13 protein-coding genes are annotated in these 15,801 nt (G+C 70.5%); 8 read left to right on the top strand and 5 right to left on the bottom strand.

What is annotated here, in order from left to right; translation table 11 throughout:
- Nucleotides 1-34: 34 nt before the first annotated feature.
- Nucleotides 35-283 carry a WhiB family transcriptional regulator gene (locus J2X63_RS01405; protein WP_022881603.1) on the bottom strand — a complete coding sequence of 83 codons (249 nt, stop codon included), beginning with the start codon at nucleotides 281-283 and terminating at the stop codon, nucleotides 35-37.
- A 202-nt stretch (nucleotides 284-485) separates the two neighbouring features.
- Between J2X63_RS01405 and J2X63_RS01400 the strand changes: the two genes are divergently transcribed.
- A complete protein-coding gene (locus J2X63_RS01400) occupies nucleotides 486-947 on the top strand; it encodes a hypothetical protein (protein ID WP_309973128.1) in 462 nt (153 codons plus the stop codon).
- Between the two features lie 3 nt (nucleotides 948-950).
- Here J2X63_RS01400 and bcp read toward each other — a convergent pair whose 3' ends face one another.
- Genes bcp through aroA form a run of 3 tightly spaced genes read right to left on the bottom strand, consistent with a single transcriptional unit; the run spans nucleotide 951 to nucleotide 3,869 of the window.
- Entirely contained in the window at nucleotides 951-1,427 is a 477-nt protein-coding gene (gene bcp / locus J2X63_RS01395; RefSeq protein WP_309973125.1) for a thioredoxin-dependent thiol peroxidase, read from the bottom strand.
- A 34-nt stretch (nucleotides 1,428-1,461) separates the two neighbouring features.
- Entirely contained in the window at nucleotides 1,462-2,502 is a 1,041-nt protein-coding gene (gene rsgA / locus J2X63_RS01390; protein WP_309973123.1) for a ribosome small subunit-dependent GTPase A, read from the bottom strand.
- A complete protein-coding gene (gene aroA, locus J2X63_RS01385) occupies nucleotides 2,499-3,869 on the bottom strand; it encodes a 3-phosphoshikimate 1-carboxyvinyltransferase (RefSeq protein WP_309973121.1) in 1,371 nt (456 codons plus the stop codon). The genes rsgA and aroA overlap by 4 nt, the downstream gene beginning before the upstream one ends.
- Before the next feature lie 60 nt (nucleotides 3,870-3,929).
- Between aroA and J2X63_RS01380 the strand changes: the two genes are divergently transcribed.
- The 3 genes from J2X63_RS01380 (at nucleotide 3,930) to J2X63_RS01370 (ending at nucleotide 7,249) form a co-directional block, all read left to right on the top strand.
- On the top strand, nucleotides 3,930-4,619 hold the full coding sequence (locus tag J2X63_RS01380; RefSeq protein ID WP_396133097.1) for a sigma-70 family RNA polymerase sigma factor: 690 nt from the start codon (nucleotides 3,930-3,932) through the stop codon (nucleotides 4,617-4,619).
- On the top strand, nucleotides 4,616-4,873 hold the full coding sequence (rsrA, locus tag J2X63_RS01375) for a mycothiol system anti-sigma-R factor (protein ID WP_159603199.1): 258 nt from the start codon (nucleotides 4,616-4,618) through the stop codon (nucleotides 4,871-4,873). Before J2X63_RS01380 ends, rsrA begins: the two co-directional genes overlap by 4 nt.
- A gap of 63 nt (nucleotides 4,874-4,936) precedes the next feature.
- On the top strand, nucleotides 4,937-7,249 hold the full coding sequence (locus tag J2X63_RS01370; protein WP_309973117.1) for an MMPL family transporter: 2,313 nt from the start codon (nucleotides 4,937-4,939) through the stop codon (nucleotides 7,247-7,249).
- A 73-nt stretch (nucleotides 7,250-7,322) separates the two neighbouring features.
- On the opposite strand, the gene J2X63_RS01365 is transcribed toward J2X63_RS01370, so the two are convergent.
- Nucleotides 7,323-11,189, bottom strand: coding sequence for a multifunctional oxoglutarate decarboxylase/oxoglutarate dehydrogenase thiamine pyrophosphate-binding subunit/dihydrolipoyllysine-residue succinyltransferase subunit (locus tag J2X63_RS01365; protein ID WP_309973115.1), 3,867 nt, complete (start codon nucleotides 11,187-11,189; stop codon nucleotides 7,323-7,325).
- Between the two features lie 148 nt (nucleotides 11,190-11,337).
- On the opposite strand from J2X63_RS01365, the gene J2X63_RS01360 reads away from it, so the two are divergent.
- From J2X63_RS01360 to J2X63_RS01345, 4 genes are all read left to right on the top strand, one after another.
- Complete coding sequence (locus J2X63_RS01360) at nucleotides 11,338-12,777, top strand: GuaB1 family IMP dehydrogenase-related protein (protein WP_309973113.1); 1,440 nt, start codon at nucleotides 11,338-11,340, stop codon at nucleotides 12,775-12,777.
- Between the two features lie 140 nt (nucleotides 12,778-12,917).
- Nucleotides 12,918-14,252: a hemolysin family protein gene (locus tag J2X63_RS01355; protein ID WP_309973112.1), complete on the top strand. Its 1,335-nt coding sequence runs from the start codon at nucleotides 12,918-12,920 to the stop codon at nucleotides 14,250-14,252.
- Nucleotides 14,249-15,286: a hemolysin family protein gene (locus J2X63_RS01350; RefSeq protein ID WP_309973111.1), complete on the top strand. Its 1,038-nt coding sequence runs from the start codon at nucleotides 14,249-14,251 to the stop codon at nucleotides 15,284-15,286. Before J2X63_RS01355 ends, J2X63_RS01350 begins: the two co-directional genes overlap by 4 nt.
- 77 nt (nucleotides 15,287-15,363) lie before the next feature.
- The gene (locus J2X63_RS01345; RefSeq protein WP_309973109.1) at nucleotides 15,364-15,795 is read left to right on the top strand and encodes a VOC family protein; all 432 of its coding nucleotides are present in this window, start codon (nucleotides 15,364-15,366) and stop codon (nucleotides 15,793-15,795) included.
- The last annotated feature ends 6 nt before the right edge of the window (nucleotides 15,796-15,801 follow it).

Raw genomic sequence — 15,801 nt, 5'->3', positions numbered from 1 at the left:
GGCGGCGACGGCGCGCCCCGGTGGCGCGCTGCCCTCAGGAGGCGCGGCGGGCGCGGGCGGCGCGGCGCTTCAGGGCGCGGCGCTCGTCTTCGCTGAGGCCGCCCCAGACACCCGAGTCCTGGCCGGTCTCGAGGGCGTACTGCAGGCAGATCTCGGTGACGGTGCAGCGGCCGCAGACGGCCTTCGCCTTCTCGATCTGGTCGACGGCGGGACCGGTGTTGCCGACCGGGAAGAAGAGTTCCGGGTCTGCGGTGAGGCAGGCGGCCTTGTCGCGCCAATCCATGGAGATGCTCCTTGCGTGTACTTCGATCGCAGACGCGCACGATTGCGCCAGCCGTGTTCGGCTTTGTGCTGCAGGGGGAAAGCCGAATATCGGGAAGTAGGATCATGACTGATCGGCTCACGTCCCTGTGAGCATCAATTCGGCCTCATAAATGGTCGCATAGCGGAGAGATCGAATCAATAGCCGTGTTTGGGATAACGCTGTGAATCAGGACGGCCTCGAGCCGAACATGCCGCACGAGGCATCCGACTCCGGCGGAGTGCGAGCGGCGCTCGTCACCGTCACGGGACTGCTCTTCCTGGAGGCGGCCGCGCTCGTCGCCGTGGTGGTCTGGCTCGTGGTCGACGTGCTGGCGCTCAAACCGTCGTCGTACGCCACGGCCGTCGCGCTCATCGTGCTGGTGGTGATCGGCGCGATCTGGGTCACCGCGGTGGCGGTGGCCTCGATCCGGCGGGCGCCCTGGTCGCGTGCCGCCGCGATCGTGTGGCAGGTGCTGCAGGTGTCGGTGGCCGTCGGCGCGTTCCAGGGGCTCTTCGCGCGACCGGATGTCGGTTGGCTGCTGCTCGTGCCCGCCGTCACGGTGATCGGGCTCCTGCTGTGGGCGCCCGTGCGACTCGCCTACACGCGGCCGGGAGACGTCGATCGGGCGCCCGACGGCGCCTGACGCTCAGCCGTCGAGGCCGAGCTCGCGACGCACGCGGGCGACGTGCCCGGTGGCCTTGACGTTGTACCAGGCGCGCTCGATGCGTCCGTCCTCGCCGATCACGAACGTGGACCGGATGGACCCCACCACGGTCTTGCCGTAGAGGAGCTTCTCTCCCCACACTCCGTAGGCCTGCTGCACCGCGAGATCCTCGTCGGAGAGCAGGGTGTAGTTCAGCCCGTCCCGTTCGGCGAACCGCTTGAGCTTCGCGACGTCATCCTTGGAGACGCCGACCACCCGCACGCCGGCGCCCTTGAACGAGTTGAGGTTGTCGCGGAAGTCGCAGGCCTCGGTGGTGCAGCCGGGCGTCATGGCCTCGGGGTAGAAGTACAGGAGCACCCGGGAGCCGCGCAGCGACGAGAGCGTCACGGGCGTGCCGTCCTGGTCGTCGAGGGTGAAGTCTGGGGCGAGGTCGCCGGGGGCGAGACGTGCGTCGGTCATCCGTCCATCGTAGGCACGTCGGCCGGCGCGACGCTCAGGCGAAAGTCGTGAGCAGCCGCTGCAGGGAGTCGACCCGTGCCCGGCCCGTCTCGCCGAGCTCGCCCGCCTCGACGGCCTCGTTGATGGCGCAGTCGGGTGCGTCGGGCAGGTGCGTGCATCCGCGGGGGCAGTCCTCGGCGATCCGCGCGAGATCGGTGAAGGCGCCGAGGATGTTGGCGGGGTTCACGTGCCCGAGGCCGAAGGAGCGTACGCCGGGGGTGTCGATCGCCCACCCGGTGCCCTCGTCGCCCTCGATGCGCAGCGACACGGTCGACGACGACGTGTGGCGTCCGCGTCCGGTGACCTCGTTCACCCGACCGATCGCGCGGTGGGCGCTCGGAACCAACGCGTTCACGAGGGTCGATTTGCCCACGCCCGAGTGACCGACGAAGACGGTGCGATGGCCCACCAGTGCGCGGGTGATCTCGTCGAGCGGCATCCGGTCGGTGCTCGAACGGAAGACGGGGAGGTCGAGCCCGGCGAAGTTCTCGAGGAACTCGGAGGGATCGGCGAGGTCGGTCTTGGTGATCACGAGCAGCGGCTGGATGCCGGCGTCGAACGCGGCCACGAGGTAGCGGTCGACGAGGCGGATGCGCGGCTCGGGATTGGCCGCGGCCACGACGATGAGCATCTGGTCGGCGTTGGCGACGATGATCCGCTCGACCTCATCGGTGTCGTCGGCACTCCGCCGGAGCAGCGTGGAGCGCTCGCCGATCCGGACGATGCGCGCGAGCGTGCCCTCCTCGCCGGTGGTGTCGCCCACGAGGTCGACGTGGTCGCCGGTGACGACGGACTTGCGACGGAGTTCGCTCGCACGGGCGGCGGTGATCAGGCGCTCGTCGGGTCCGCCCTCGTCGATGAGGACGGCGTAGCGGCCCCGGTCGACGCCCAGCACGACGCCCTTGACGGCGTCCGCATGCTCGGGGCGGGTCTTCGTGCGGGGCCGGCTGCCGCGACGGTTGGGCCGCACCCGCACGTCGGACTCGTCGAACTCGGGCTCGTCCTCGTCCGCGTCGTCGGTGTCCCACCAGGTCATGCCAGCATCTGCTCCCACAGCGCGGTGAACTGGGGCAGGGTCTTCGAGGTCGAGGCGATGTCGTCGACCACGACGCCAGGCACGGCGAGGCCCACGATGGCGCCGGTGGTGGCCATGCGGTGGTCGGCGTAGGCGCGCCACGGTCCGCCGGTGAGCGGCGCCGGCTCGATGCGCAATCCGTCGTCGAGTTCCGTGACCGCACCGCCGAGGCCGTTGAGCTCTGCGGTCAGCGCGGCGAGCCGATCGGTCTCGTGGTGGCGGATGTGCCCGATGCCGGTGAAGGTGCTCGGGCCGTCGGCGAACGCCGCGAGGGCCACGAGGTTCGGCACGAGCTCACCGGCCTCCGAGAGATCGAGGTCGACGCCACGGATGCCGCGGCCTCCGTCGGCCGCGGGTTCGGGTGCGCGCACGGTGAGGCGATCGGCGTCGAGCGCGACCCGGGCGCCGAACCGGGGCAGCAGCTGCGCGAGCTGTGCCCCGACCTGGGTCGTCTCCGCCGGCCATCCGGTGATCGTCACGTGCCCGCCGGCGACGAGCGCGGCGATGAGGAACGGTGCGGCGTTGGAGAGGTCGGGCTCGATGGCCACGTCGATGGCTCGGATCTGCCCGGGTTCGACCACCCAACGGCCAGGTTCGGGGCTCGTCACCTCGACGCCGCGCGCCCGCAGGGTGTCGATGGTCATCTCGATGTGGGGGAGGCTCGGCAGGCGCTCGCCGACATGGCGCAGGTCGAGGCCCTCGTCGAAGCGGGCCGCGGCGAGCAGGAGTCCTGAGACGAACTGGCTCGACGCCGACGCGTCGATCTCCAGCACCCCGCCGGTCACGCGTCCGGTGCCGTGGACCGTGAACGGGAGGCTGCCGCGGCCGTCGTCGTCGAGGTCGACGCCGAGGTCGCGGAGGCCGTGGATCGACCCGCCCATCGGACGGCGTCGGGCTCCCTCGTCGCCGTCGAACGTGGTGGGTCCGAGGGCCAGCGCGGCCACGGGTGGCAGGAACCGCATGACCGTGCCGGCCAGGCCGCAGTCGATGGTCGTCGAGCCGAGGAGTTCGTCGGCGGGCATGACCCGCACGTCGTCGCCGAATCCGCCGGTGCCCGGCATCCGCTCGAATCTCGTGCCGAGGGCCTGCAGGCCTTCGAGCATCAGCTCGCTGTCGCGCGACCACAGCGGCGCATGCAGGGTCGACGGGCCGTCGGCGAGTGCCGCGAGGACGAGCTCGCGGTTGGTGAGCGATTTGGACCCGGGAAGCGCCACGACGGACTCGAGCGGAGCGGTGGCCACGGGCGCAGCCCAGCCGTCGTCGGGCTCGGTCTGCCTGGCCTCGCCGTACGGATCGAACTCGGGTGCGGAATACCTCGAAATCTGCATCGGTTATCAACAGTAGCGTTCGAGACGAGGAAGGAGATGGTGCGCGTGTCGCTTGCGGTGATGGAACGCCCAGTGGTCGCCACGGCCGACGATCTAGGATGGCCGGTGATGACTGCCGACGAGATCGACCCCACGACGAACGACGGCGCGCCCGACGAGGCCCGCCCGCTCGGTGAGCTCTTCGAGGAGCAGGCGCTGCCGTTCATCGACCAGCTCTACGCCGCCGCGCTCCGCATGACGAAGAACCCCGCCGACGCGCAGGACCTGGTGCAGGAGACGTTCGTCAAGGCCTTCGCCGCGTTCGGCCAGTTCACCCAGGGCACCAACCTCAAGGCGTGGCTGTACCGGATCCTCACGAACACCTTCATCAACAGCTACCGCAAGAAGCAGCGCGAGCCCTACCAGGGCACGATCGACGACCTCGAGGACTGGCAGCTCGGCGGCGCCGAGTCGACGACCGCACGTTCGAGCCGCTCGGCCGAGGCCGAGGCGATCGACCACCTGCCCGACAGTGCCGTGAAGGACGCCCTGCAGGCGCTCCCCGAGGACTTCCGCCTCGCCGTCTACTTCGCCGACGTGGAGGGCTTCTCCTACCAGGAGATCGCCGACATGATGAACACCCCCATCGGGACCGTGATGAGCCGCCTGCACCGTGGCAGGCGGCTGCTCCGCGAGTCCCTCGCCGACTACGCACGCGAGCAGGGCTTCGCGGCGGGTGCGGCGCCTCAACCGACGAGGAGCAAGCGATGACCGACTGCGGCTGCGAGAAGGCACGAGCCGAACTCGAGGAGTACCTGCACCACGAACTCCGACGCGAGGACGCCGCGGACATCCGCGAGCACGTGGAGCACTGCGCCGACTGCCAGGCCGAGCTCCGGGTGGGCGTCGCGATCACCGAGGTCGTGCAGCGCGCCTGCAAGGAGAGTGCTCCCGAGGAGCTGCGCGCGGTGGTGCTCACGAGGATCCGCGCCTACCAGGCCGGACACGGCGCGCTCGTCGAGTAGACCCACCGGTTCCGTCTTTCGGACGACGCGCCGGGGACTGACCGGCCCGTACCGTCGGTCAGGATGGAACCTGCAGACCGCTCAGACCCCCGCCCCTCACGCGTCCCCACGTGGCTCCGCGTCCTCATCCCGACCGTCCTCATCCTGCTCTGGTTCGGCGCGTTCGGCGCCGGCGGAGCCTCCTTCGGCGCGCTGAGCGACGTCGTGGAGAACGAGCAGTCGCAGTTCCTGCCCGCCGAGGCCGAGTCGACCCGGGTGCAGGACCTGCAGGCCGAGTTCCGCTCGGCGGACGTGATCCCCGCCATCGTGGTCTACGCACGCGACGGCGGCTTCACCGACGAGGACACGGCCGCCATCGAGGACGATGCGGCGGCGTTCGCCGAGGTCGAGGGCGTCGTCGACGACGGCGTGTCGCCGCCCGTCTTCTCGGAGGACGGCGCCGCCGCCGAGGTCTTCGTGCAGGTGGATGCCGGCGCGGAGGTCGACGTGGCGGTCGACGCGCTGCGGGCGCAGGTCGACGAGACGGCGGCCGACGGGCTCGAGGTGGCGGTCACCGGCCCGGCCGGCTTCACCACCGACCTCAAGGCGGCGTTCGCGGGCATCGACGGGTTGCTCCTCATCGTCGCGTTCGCCGCCGTGTTCCTGATCCTCGTGATCGTGTACCGCTCGCCACTGCTGCCGGTCATCGTGCTCGGCACCAGCCTGACCGCGCTGTGCGGCTCGGTGCTCGCGGTCGTCGCACTGGCCCGCGCCGACATCCTCGTGCTCAACGGGCAGACGCAGGGCATCCTCTTCATCCTCGTGATCGGGGCGGCGACCGACTACTCGCTGCTGTACATCGCCCGCTATCGTGAAGCGCTGCACACGCATCAGGGCAAGTGGGATGCCACGTGGTGCGCCCTGCGCGGATCGTGGGAGCCCATCCTCGCCTCGGGCGGCACCGTGATCGCCGGACTCCTGATGCTCCTCGCGAGCGAGCTGACCTCGAACAAGATCCTCGGCCCGGTGTCGGCGATCGGCATCCTCTTCGCTCTGGCCACGTCGCTCACGTTGCTGCCGGCGCTCATGCTCTGGGCCGGGCGTGCCGCGTTCTGGCCCGTGCGCCCGAAGTTCAGCGTCCACGTCGAGGCCGATGACGTCGTGGGACGCCGTGGCATCTGGCCGCGGGTCGCGCGCCTCATCGCGCGACGACCGCGCGTGACGTGGGTGGTCTCCACGCTCGTGCTGGCGGTGCTCGCCCTCGGGATGACGCAGCTCGAGGCCGACGGCGTGCCGTCGAGCGAATTCGTGCTGGGGGAGTCGCAGGCCCGAGACGGGCAGGCGCTGCTCGGCGAGCACTTCCCGGGCGGATCCGGTACCCCGGCCGTGGTCATCGCGAGCGAGGACCAGCTTCAGGACGTCGCCGACGTGCTCCTCGCCACCGACGGGGTCGACGCGGTGTCAGTGGTGTCGGAAGACTCCCCGAGCGGCTCGCTGCCCGTGACTGAGGACGGCATCCAGCCCCTCGGCCCTCCGGGCACCCCCGCCGGCGAGCCGACCGTGATCGACGGGCGCGTGCAGCTCGACGCGACCTTGGAGGACGCGGCCGACTCCGACGCCGCCGAGGCCGTGGTCGCCGACCTGCGCGCGCAGGTCGAGGAGGTCTCCACGGCTGACGCCCCGGTGCTCGTGGGCGGCATCACCGCCGTCGCGCTCGACACGAAGGACGCGTCGATCCGCGATCGGAACCTCATCATCCCGCTCGTGCTCGCCGTGATCCTGGTCATCCTGATGCTGCTGCTGCGGTCGATCGTCGCGCCGCTCCTACTGATCGGCACGGTCGTGCTCTCGTTCGCCGCCGCGCTCGGCGTCTCCGCAGTCGTGTTCAACGGGGTGTTCGGATTCCCCGGCGCCGACCCCGTGGTCCCGGTGTTCGGCTTCGTCTTCCTCGTCGCCCTCGGCGTCGACTACAACATCTTCCTGATGACGAGGGTGCGCGAGGAGAGCGTGCGGCACGGCACGCGCGAGGGCGTGCTGCGCGGGCTGGTCGTGACGGGCGGCGTGATCACCTCGGCCGGCCTCGTGCTGGCCGCGACCTTCGCAGCTCTCGGCGTGCTGCCGATCCTCTTCCTCGCCCAGATCTCGTTCATCGTCGCCTTCGGGGTGCTCCTCGACACGTTCCTCGTGAGGTCGCTCCTCGTGCCCGCCCTGGCGTACGACATCGGCCGGGCGATCTGGTGGCCGTCGAAGCTGTGGCGGTCGCCCGTCGACCTGGGCATGACGCGAGAGGCGGCGGCGGCCGTCGTGGGCACGGCGCCTGAGCGCGCCGCCGACGCGCTCCGCGATGCGCCGTCGGAGTCGGCCGAGGACGAGCACGAGCCGGCGCACCGGGCCTGAGGCCGGCGCACCCGGGACGACGAAGAGCGGATGCCACGCGGCATCCGCTCCTCGTTCGCGTGCGTTCGACGGGCTACAGCGTGAGCGCCCGGCGCACGAGGTCGGCCTGCTCGGCGGCGTGGCGCTTCGCCGAGCCGGTGGCCGGCGAGGCCGCGGCGGCACGGGCGACGACCGCGACGGGACGCGGGCCCAGCTTGTTCGTCTCGATGATGAAGTACGGCCAGGCGCCCTGGTTCTCGGGCTCGTCCTGCGCCCACATGAGCTCCGCGTTCGGGTAGCTGTCGGCGACCGTCTTGAGCTCGTCCTTCGGCAGCGGGTAGAGCTGCTCGAGGCGCACGACCGCGATCTCGGGGTTCGGGTGCTTCTCGAGCTCGGAGATGAGGTCGTAGTAGATCTTGCCCGACACGAACACGACCCGCTTGACGGCGGCCTTGTCGTCGATGCGGGCGTCGTCGATGACCGGCTCGAACCGGCCGCTCGTGAAGTCGGCGACTTCGCTCGTCGCGCCGCGGAGGCGCAGCATGGCCTTGGGCGTGAAGACCACGAGCGGCCGACGCGGTCGCGCGTACGCCTGGCGACGCAGCAGGTGGAAGTACGACGCGGGCGTCGACGGACGCGCCACGGTCATGTTGTCTTCCGCGCAGAGCTGCAGGTACCGCTCGATGCGGGCGCTCGAGTGGTCGGGCCCCTGGCCCTCGTAGCCGTGGGGGAGAAGCAGCACGACGCTCGAGCGCTGGCCCCACTTCTGCTCGGCCGAGGAGATGAACTCGTCGATGATGATCTGGGCGCCGTTCGCGAAGTCGCCGAACTGCGCCTCCCACATCACGAGCGCGTCGGCCCGCTCGACCGAGTAGCCGTACTCGAAGCCCATCGCCGCGTACTCGCTCAGCAGCGAGTCGTAGATCCAGAACTTGGCCTGGTTGTCGGAGAGGTTCTGCAGCGGCAGCCACTCCTGGCCGTTCATGCGGTCGTGCAGCACGGCATGGCGCTGCACGAACGTGCCGCGGCGGGCGTCCTGGCCGGCCAGGCGCACGGGGGTGCCCTCGAGCAGCAGGGAGCCGAGGGCGAGCAGCTCGCCGAAGCCCCAGTCGATCTTGCCGTTCCGGCTCATGTCGTAGCGCTTGGTGAGCAGCTGCTGGATCTTCGGATGCACCGTGAAGCCGGCGGGCTTGTTGTCGAACGCGTCGCCGATGGCGTGCACGACCTCGGTCGCGACCCCGGTGGTCTCGAGCTCGCCCGAGACGACCTCGTCGGCACGCGTCGACTCGGTGGCGCCGATGATCGGGATCGCGCCGGTCTGCGCGGCGTGCGTCTCGGCGAAGGCGCGCTCGAGGCGGTCCTGGAAGTCGCGGTGCGCCTCCTCGTACTCCTCCTCGGTGATGTCACCACGTCCGACGAGCGCCTCGGTGTAGAGCTTGCGCACCGAGCGCTTCGCCTCGATGAGGTTGTACATGAGCGGCTGGGTCATCGAGGGGTCGTCGCCCTCGTTGTGCCCGCGGCGGCGGTAGCAGACGAGGTCGATGACGACGTCGCGCTTGAACTCCTGCCGGTAGCGGAAGGCCAGCTCGGCCACCCGCACGACCGCCTCGGGGTCGTCGCCGTTCACGTGGAAGATCGGGGCCTGGATGGTCTTCGCGACATCCGTCGAGTAGATCGACGAGCGCGCGTCGCCCGGCACCGTGGTGAAGCCCACCTGGTTGTTGATGTTCACGTGGATGGTGCCGCCCGTGCGGTATCCGCGCAGCTGCGACATCTGCATCGTCTCGACGACGATGCCCTGGCCGGCCATCGCCGCGTCGCCGTGGATGAGGATCGGCAGGGTCGAGAAGGTGCCGATGGGCTTGCGGTCCTGCTTGGCCCGCACGATGCCCTCGAGCACGCCGTCGACCGCCTCGAGGTGCGACGGGTTCGCCGCGAGCGAGACGGGGATCTGGTGGCCGTCGTCGGCGGTGAACGTGCCCTCGGTGCCGAGGTGGTACTTCACGTCGCCCGAGCCGGAGAAGACCTTGGCGTCCATGTTGCCCTCGAACTCGCGGAACACCTGGCCGTAGGTCTTGCCGCCGATGTTCGTGAGCACGTTGAGCCGGCCGCGGTGCGCCATGCCGATGGCGACCTCGTCGAGGCCGTCCTTCGCGGCGCCCTGCAGGATCTCGTCGAGCAGGGCGATGACGGACTCGCCGCCCTCGAGGCTGAACCGCTTCTGCCCGACGTACTTCGTCTGCAGGAACGTCTCGAACGCCTCGGCCTCGTTGAGCTTGCCGAGGATGCGCATCTGCTCGTCGTGGGTCGGCTTCTCGTACTTGCGCTCGACCTCGTTCTGGATCCAGCGGCGCTGCACCGGGTCCTGGATGTGCATGTACTCGATGCCGATCGTGCGGCAGTACGAGTCGCGGAGCACGCCGAGGATGTCGCGGAGGAGCGCGGTGCGCTTCTCGCCGAACCCGCCCGTCACGAACTCGCGGTCGAGGTCCCAGAAGGTGAGGCCGTGGCTCGCGATGTCGAGGTCGGGGTGCGATCGCTGCACGTACTCCAGCGGGTCGATGTCGGCCATCAGGTGGCCGCGCACCCGGAACGCGTTGATGAGCTCCTGCACCCGCGCGGTCTTGTCGATCGCGCTCGCGATGTCGACCGAGATGTCGGGCGCCCAGCGGATGGGCTCGTAGGGGAGGCGCAGCGCGGCGAAGATGTTCTCGTAGAAGTCGCGCTGCCCGATGAGCAGTTCGTGCACCTTCTTCAGGAACTCGCCAGAGCCGGCGCCCTGGATGACGCGGTGGTCGTAGGTCGACGTCAGCGTGATGGTCTTGCCGATGGCGAGGTTCGCGAGCGTCTTCTCGGAGGAGCCCTGGAACTCGGCCGGGTACTCGAGGGCGCCGGCGCCGATGATGCAGCCCTGGCCCTTCATGAGGCGCGGCACGGAGTGCACGGTGCCGATGCCGCCCGGGTTCGTGAGCGAGATCGTGGCGCCCTTGAAGTCGTCGGCGGTGAGCTTGTTCTGCCGCGCACGCTGCACGAGGTCTTCGTACGCGTTCAGGAACTCGTTGAACGTCATCGTCTCGGCGCGCTTGATGGCGGGCACGAGCAGCGCCCGGGTGCCGTCGGGCTTCGGGATGTCGATGGCGATGCCGAGGCCGATGTGGGCGGGCTTCACCAACGAGGGCTTGCCGTCGACCTCGGCGTACGAGACGTTCTGGCTCGGGAACTCCTTGAGCGCCTGGATGAGCGCCCAGCCGATGAGGTGCGTGAACGACACCTTGCCGCCGCGGCTGCGGCGGAGGTGGTTGTTGATCACGATGCGGTTGTCGATCATGAGCTTGGCCGGCACGGTGCGCACGCTCGTCGCGGTCGGCACGGTGAGGCTCTGGTCCATGTTCGCGGCGAGGGTCTTCGGCAGGCCGCGCAGCGGGACGACCTCGTCCTCCCGGGGTGCGCTGGCGATGACGGGCTGCGGGCTCGTGATGGGCACGTCGGCCGGGACGGGCGCCGTGCGGGGGGCCACCGAGGTGGTGCGCGCCTCGGGCGCCTGGCCGATGATCGGCGACGGGGCGGTGACCGGCGCGGATGCCGCGGGCTGGGCCGCGGCAGCGGTGGGCGCCTCGGCAGCGGGGGCGGATGCCGCGGGTGCCGGGGCTGCCGGCGCGGGCGCCTCGGGCGCGGGGGCGGATGCCGCGGGCGCGGCGGCCTCGGGCGTCGTGGCGACGGCGGAGGTCTCGGAGGCCTCGGAGGAGGTGGGGCTCGCGGTAGCCGGTTGCCCGTTCAGGCCACCCTCGACCGCACCGGTGCGCACCTGACGGTAGTGCTCGAGGACCGGCCACCAGGTCCTGTCGACGGAATCGGGGTCGGCGAGGTACTTCTCGTACATCTCGTCGACGAGCCACTCATTGGCTCCGTATTCGCCCGCCGTCGTCTCTTCGGATCCCGACCCGGTCAATTGGCTCGACACAGCCTCTCGCCCACTCTCTCCATTGATGCTGGATTTCTCTGCCGGCGATCGGCCCGTGCGCGCACGCACACCGTGCCCGATCACCCACACAAGCCTAAACCCCTCTGCGAAGGTCGGGCGCCGCCCTTGCGGCGGTAGCGTGGGGCGCATGGAGTTCTACCGGACGGCCCCGAGCCACGACCTGACCTACTCGGATGTGTTCCTCGTCCCGAGCCGATCCGGAGTCACCAGCCGGCTCGACGTCTCGCTCGCTCCCGACGACGGCTCGGGCGCCAGCGTGCCCATCGTGTCCGCCAACATGAACTCCATCACCGGCCCCCGGCTGGCCGTCACGCTCGCCCGCCGGGGCGGCCTCGGCGTGCTGCCGCAGGACCTGCACCTGCAGGATCTCGCCGAGGCGATCCGCTGGGTGAAGGCCCAGTCGCCCCGGTTCGACACGCCCCACGCGTTCTCGCCCGACGACACCGTCGCCGACGCGCTGGCGGTGCTCCCGCCCGTCGCCGGCCACGGCATCGTGCTGCAGGACGCTCGCGACCAGTACGTCGGATCCATCGCCGCCGAACGCCTCGCGACGGCGCTCGGCGATGCGCGGCTCGGCGACCTCGTGCACGGCGGCCTCGCCTCGCTCGACGCCGACGACGTGGACTCGCCTCGCCGGGCGTTCGACCTCATGGCCGACGCCGGGCTCGAGTTCGCCCCGGTGCTCGAGCACGGACGCGTCGTCGGCACGCTGAGCCGGCGCAGCGCCCTGCGCGGCACCATCTACGAGCCGAACGTCGACGCGTCGGGCCGCCTCCGGGTGGCCGCGGCGGTCGGCATCAACGGCGACGTCGCCGCGAAGGCCCGCGCCCTCGTCGCCGCCGGTGTCGACATGCTCGTGATCGACACCGCGCACGGACACCAGGAGGGCATGGTCCGGGCGATCGGCATCGTGCGCGACCTCGACCTCGGGGTGCCGATCGTCGCGGGCAACATCGTCACCGCCGACGCGGTGGCCGACCTCGTCGAGGCCGGCGCCGACGTGCTGAAGGTCGGCGTGGGCCCCGGCGCGATGTGCACGACCCGCATGATGACGGCGGTCGGACGCCCGCAGTTCTCCGCGGTGCTCGAGACGTCGGAGGCCGCCCGCGAGCTGGGCAAGGCGGTCTGGGCGGACGGCGGCGTGCGGTACCCGCGCGACGTCGCGCTCGCGCTGGCCGCCGGCGCGGCATCCGTCATGATCGGCTCGTGGTTCGCGGGCACGATCGAGGCGCCCGGAACGCTCAAGCGAGACGGGTCGGGCCGCCTGTACAAGGAGAGCTGGGGGATGGCGTCGACGAAGGCGGTGCGCGAGCGGTTCGACCGGCTCTCGCCGTACGACCTCGCGCGCAAGGAGCTCTTCGCCGAGGGCATCTCGTCGTCGTCGATCTACCTCGACCCGCTTCGCCCGTCCCTCGAGGACCTGCTCGACATGATCACGTCGGGCGTGCGCAGCTCGTTCACCTACGCGGGGGCGCGCTCGATCGCGGAGTTCCGCGAGCGCGCGCTCGTCGGGATCCAGTCGGCGGCGGGCTACGAGGAGGGCAAGGCGCTGCCGGTCAGCTGGTAGGCGCGCGGCCGGAATGACGGGCCGATCACGCCTCGGCCACCGAGCCGCCGCCGATATACTGGACGGCACAATGGACGATCCTCCCTCTGCGAAAACGCCCGGCCATAGACCCTCGCCCGTGACCGAACGGGGAGGTGCGGATGTCTGAGTGGATTCTCCTCGGCATCGGACTCCTCCTCACGATCGGCACGGGCTTGTTCGTTGCGAGCGAGTTCGCGCTCGTCAACCTCGATCGCGCGGAGCTCGAAGCGCGGCGTGAGCGCGGCGAAACCCGCCTCGGCCTGACGATCTCGGCGCTGAAGATCACCTCGACCCACCTGTCGAGCGCGCAGCTGGGCATCACGCTCACCACGCTCCTCACCGGGTACACGATGGAGCCCGCCATCAGCAGCCTCCTCGCGGGGCCGCTGACCGCGCTCGGACTGCCCGAGGGGATGGTCCGGCCCATCGGCGCCACCACGGCCATCGTCATCGCCACGCTGCTGTCGATGGTGCTCGGGGAGCTCGTGCCGAAGAACTTCGCGCTCGCGCTGCCCCGCCAGACCGCGGTGCTCGTGATGCCGTTCCAGAGCGCCTTCACCTGGGTGTTCCGGCCGGCGGTCGCGCTCCTCAACGGCAGCGCCAACGCCCTGCTGCGAAGCGTGGGCATCGAGCCCAAGGAAGAGCTGTCGGGCGCCCGCTCGGCCGAGGAGCTCTCCTCCCTCGTGCGCCGCTCCGCGAGCGCCGGCCTGCTCGAGCAGGACACCGCGACGCTGCTCGGCCGCACCCTGCGGTTCGCCGACCACGATGCATCCGACGTCATGACCCCCCGCCCGCGCGTCGCCGCCGTGCAGCGGCACGACACCGCCGAGGCCGTGCTCGAGCTCGCCCGGCAGACCGGCTACTCCCGATTCCCCGTGTTCGACGAGAACCTCGACGACATCGTCGGCCTCGTGCACGTGAAGCAGGCCGTCGCCGTACCGCGGGAGCGGCGCTCCGAGGTTCCCGCCTCCGCGCTGCAGTCCGAGGCGCTGCGCGTGCCCGAGACGATGAAGCTCGACATGCTGCTCGGTGAGCTCCGTGCGCGCGGCTTCCAGATGGCCGTCGTGGTCGACGAGTACGGCGGCACGGCGGGCGTCGCCACGCTCGAGGACCTCGTCGAGGAGCTCGTGGGTGAGGTCGCCGACGAGCACGACCGCACCCGTGCGGGCATCGTGCGCCGCGGCGACGTCATCAGCTTCCCCGGCATCCTCCGGCCCGACGAGCTGCTCGAGCGCACCGGCATCCGAGTGCCCGAGAACGGCGACTACGAGACCGTCGCCGGATACGTCATCGCCGAGCTCGGACGGCTCCCGTCGGTGGACGACGAGGTGCCCATCGAGGAGGGCACGCTCGTGGTGCAACGGCTCGACGGCCGCCGGATCGACCGGGTGCGGTTCGTGCCGACGCCCGCGCCCGTGGCCGAGGGCGCCGACGCCGAGGGGGTGGCCCGATGAGCGACTGGATCGGCATCGTCTGGCTGTTCGTCCTCCTGATCGCCAACGCGTTCTTCGTCGGCGCCGAGTTCGCCGTGATCTCGGCGCGCCGGTCGCAGATCGAGCCGCTCGCCGAACAGGGCAGCAGGAGCGCGAAGACCGCCCTGTGGGCCATGGAGCACGCGACCCTCATGCTCGCGATGAGCCAGCTCGGGATCACGATCTGCTCGCTGCTGATCCTGAACGTCTCCGAGCCCGCCATCCACCACCTCTTGGAGGCGCCGTTGCACCTGACCGGCTGGTCGGAGGCGGTCGTGTCGACGGTGGCGTTCGTCATCACGCTGGTGCTCGTGTCATACCTGCACGTCGTGTTCGGCGAGATGGTGCCCAAGAACCTGTCGTTCTCGGTGCCCGACCGGGCCGTGCTGCTGCTCGCGCCGCCGCTCGTCCTCCTCGCCCGCTTCTTCCGGCCGATCATCGTGGCGCTGAACGCGACCGCGAACAGCGTGCTGCGGCTCTTCGGGGTCGAGCCGAAGAGCGAGGCGAACTCCACCTTCACGCTCGAGGAGGTGCAGACGATCGTCGACCAGTCGCGCCGCGAGGGCGTGCTCGACGACGCGAGCGGCACCCTGACGGCGGCGTTCGAGTTCACCACCAAGCGCGTGCACGACGTCGCCCTGTCGATGTCGGGCCTCGTGAGCCTGCCCCCGACGGCCACGCCCGGCGACGTGGAGCGGGCCGTCGCCCGCCACGGCTTCTCGCGCTACGTGATCGTCGGCGACGACGGCGAACCCGACGGCTACGTGCACCTCAAGGACGTCATCGACCTCGACGACGACGAGTTCGACGATCCGCTGCCCGCGAAACGCGTACGCCGGCTCGTGTCGATCTACGACGGCACCGACCTCGAGGACGCCCTGGCGACCATGCGCCGCCTCGGCACGCACGTCGCGCGCGCGTTCGACGAGGACGGCACCACGACGGGCGTGATCTTCCTGGAGGACATCATCGAGGAGCTCGTTGGCGAGGTGCAGGACGCGACGCGTCGCGGCTGAGCGAGGCCCGGATCGGGCCCTCGGCGTTCCTCGGGTCGGCGTAGACTGACGCCGACCCGAGGATCCGAGGAAACATCATGTTTGAGAAGCTCATGGCCACCGCCGTGCTCCCTGCATCCGACATCGACCGCGCCAAGAAGTGGTGGCACGACGTGCTCGGCCGCGACCCCGTGTACGAGGACGCCGAAGGAGGGGCCCTCTTCTACGACGTGGGCGGCACCGTGGTGATGGTCTATCGCACCGACTTCGCGGGCACCGCGAAGAACACCGCGTTCAACCTCATGACCGACGACCTCGACCGCGACATGACCGAGCTGCGCACGCACGGGGTCGTCTTCCACGACTACGACCTGCCCGGCCTGAAGACCGAGGACGGCGTCGCCGTGCTCGGCGACGAGCGGAGCGCCTGGTTCAGCGACAGCGAGGACAACATCTTCGCCATCGGCCAGGTGTCGGCCGAGATGATGCAGATGGCGATGAAGATGCGCTCGGCCGCAGGTTCGTCCTGACCTGCC

Origin of the sequence: Agromyces sp. 3263 (genome assembly GCF_031456545.1) — a bacterium.
GTDB lineage: Bacteria > Actinomycetota > Actinomycetes > Actinomycetales > Microbacteriaceae > Agromyces.
Note: the sequence above shows the minus strand (reverse complement) of the source record. Positions and strands in the feature narration are given on the sequence as shown.

Bases quoted from the DNA above. Each gene is read 5' to 3' on its own strand.
- aroA (WP_309973121.1), bottom strand. From the start codon at position 3,869: ATGCAGATTTCGAGGTATTCCGCACCCGAGTTCGATCCGTACGGCGAG.
- J2X63_RS01345 (WP_309973109.1), top strand. From the start codon at position 15,364: ATGTTTGAGAAGCTCATGGCCACCGCCGTGCTCCCTGCATCCGACATC.
- J2X63_RS01355 (WP_309973112.1), top strand. From the start codon at position 12,918: ATGTCTGAGTGGATTCTCCTCGGCATCGGACTCCTCCTCACGATCGGC.
- J2X63_RS01370 (WP_309973117.1), top strand. From the start codon at position 4,937: ATGGAACCTGCAGACCGCTCAGACCCCCGCCCCTCACGCGTCCCCACG.
- rsrA (WP_159603199.1), top strand. From the start codon at position 4,616: ATGACCGACTGCGGCTGCGAGAAGGCACGAGCCGAACTCGAGGAGTAC.
- rsgA (WP_309973123.1), bottom strand. From the start codon at position 2,502: ATGACCTGGTGGGACACCGACGACGCGGACGAGGACGAGCCCGAGTTC.
- J2X63_RS01405 (WP_022881603.1), bottom strand. From the start codon at position 283: ATGGATTGGCGCGACAAGGCCGCCTGCCTCACCGCAGACCCGGAACTC.
- J2X63_RS01380 (WP_396133097.1), top strand. From the start codon at position 3,930: ATGGAACGCCCAGTGGTCGCCACGGCCGACGATCTAGGATGGCCGGTG.
- J2X63_RS01350 (WP_309973111.1), top strand. From the start codon at position 14,249: ATGAGCGACTGGATCGGCATCGTCTGGCTGTTCGTCCTCCTGATCGCC.
- J2X63_RS01360 (WP_309973113.1), top strand. From the start codon at position 11,338: ATGGAGTTCTACCGGACGGCCCCGAGCCACGACCTGACCTACTCGGAT.
- bcp (WP_309973125.1), bottom strand. From the start codon at position 1,427: ATGACCGACGCACGTCTCGCCCCCGGCGACCTCGCCCCAGACTTCACC.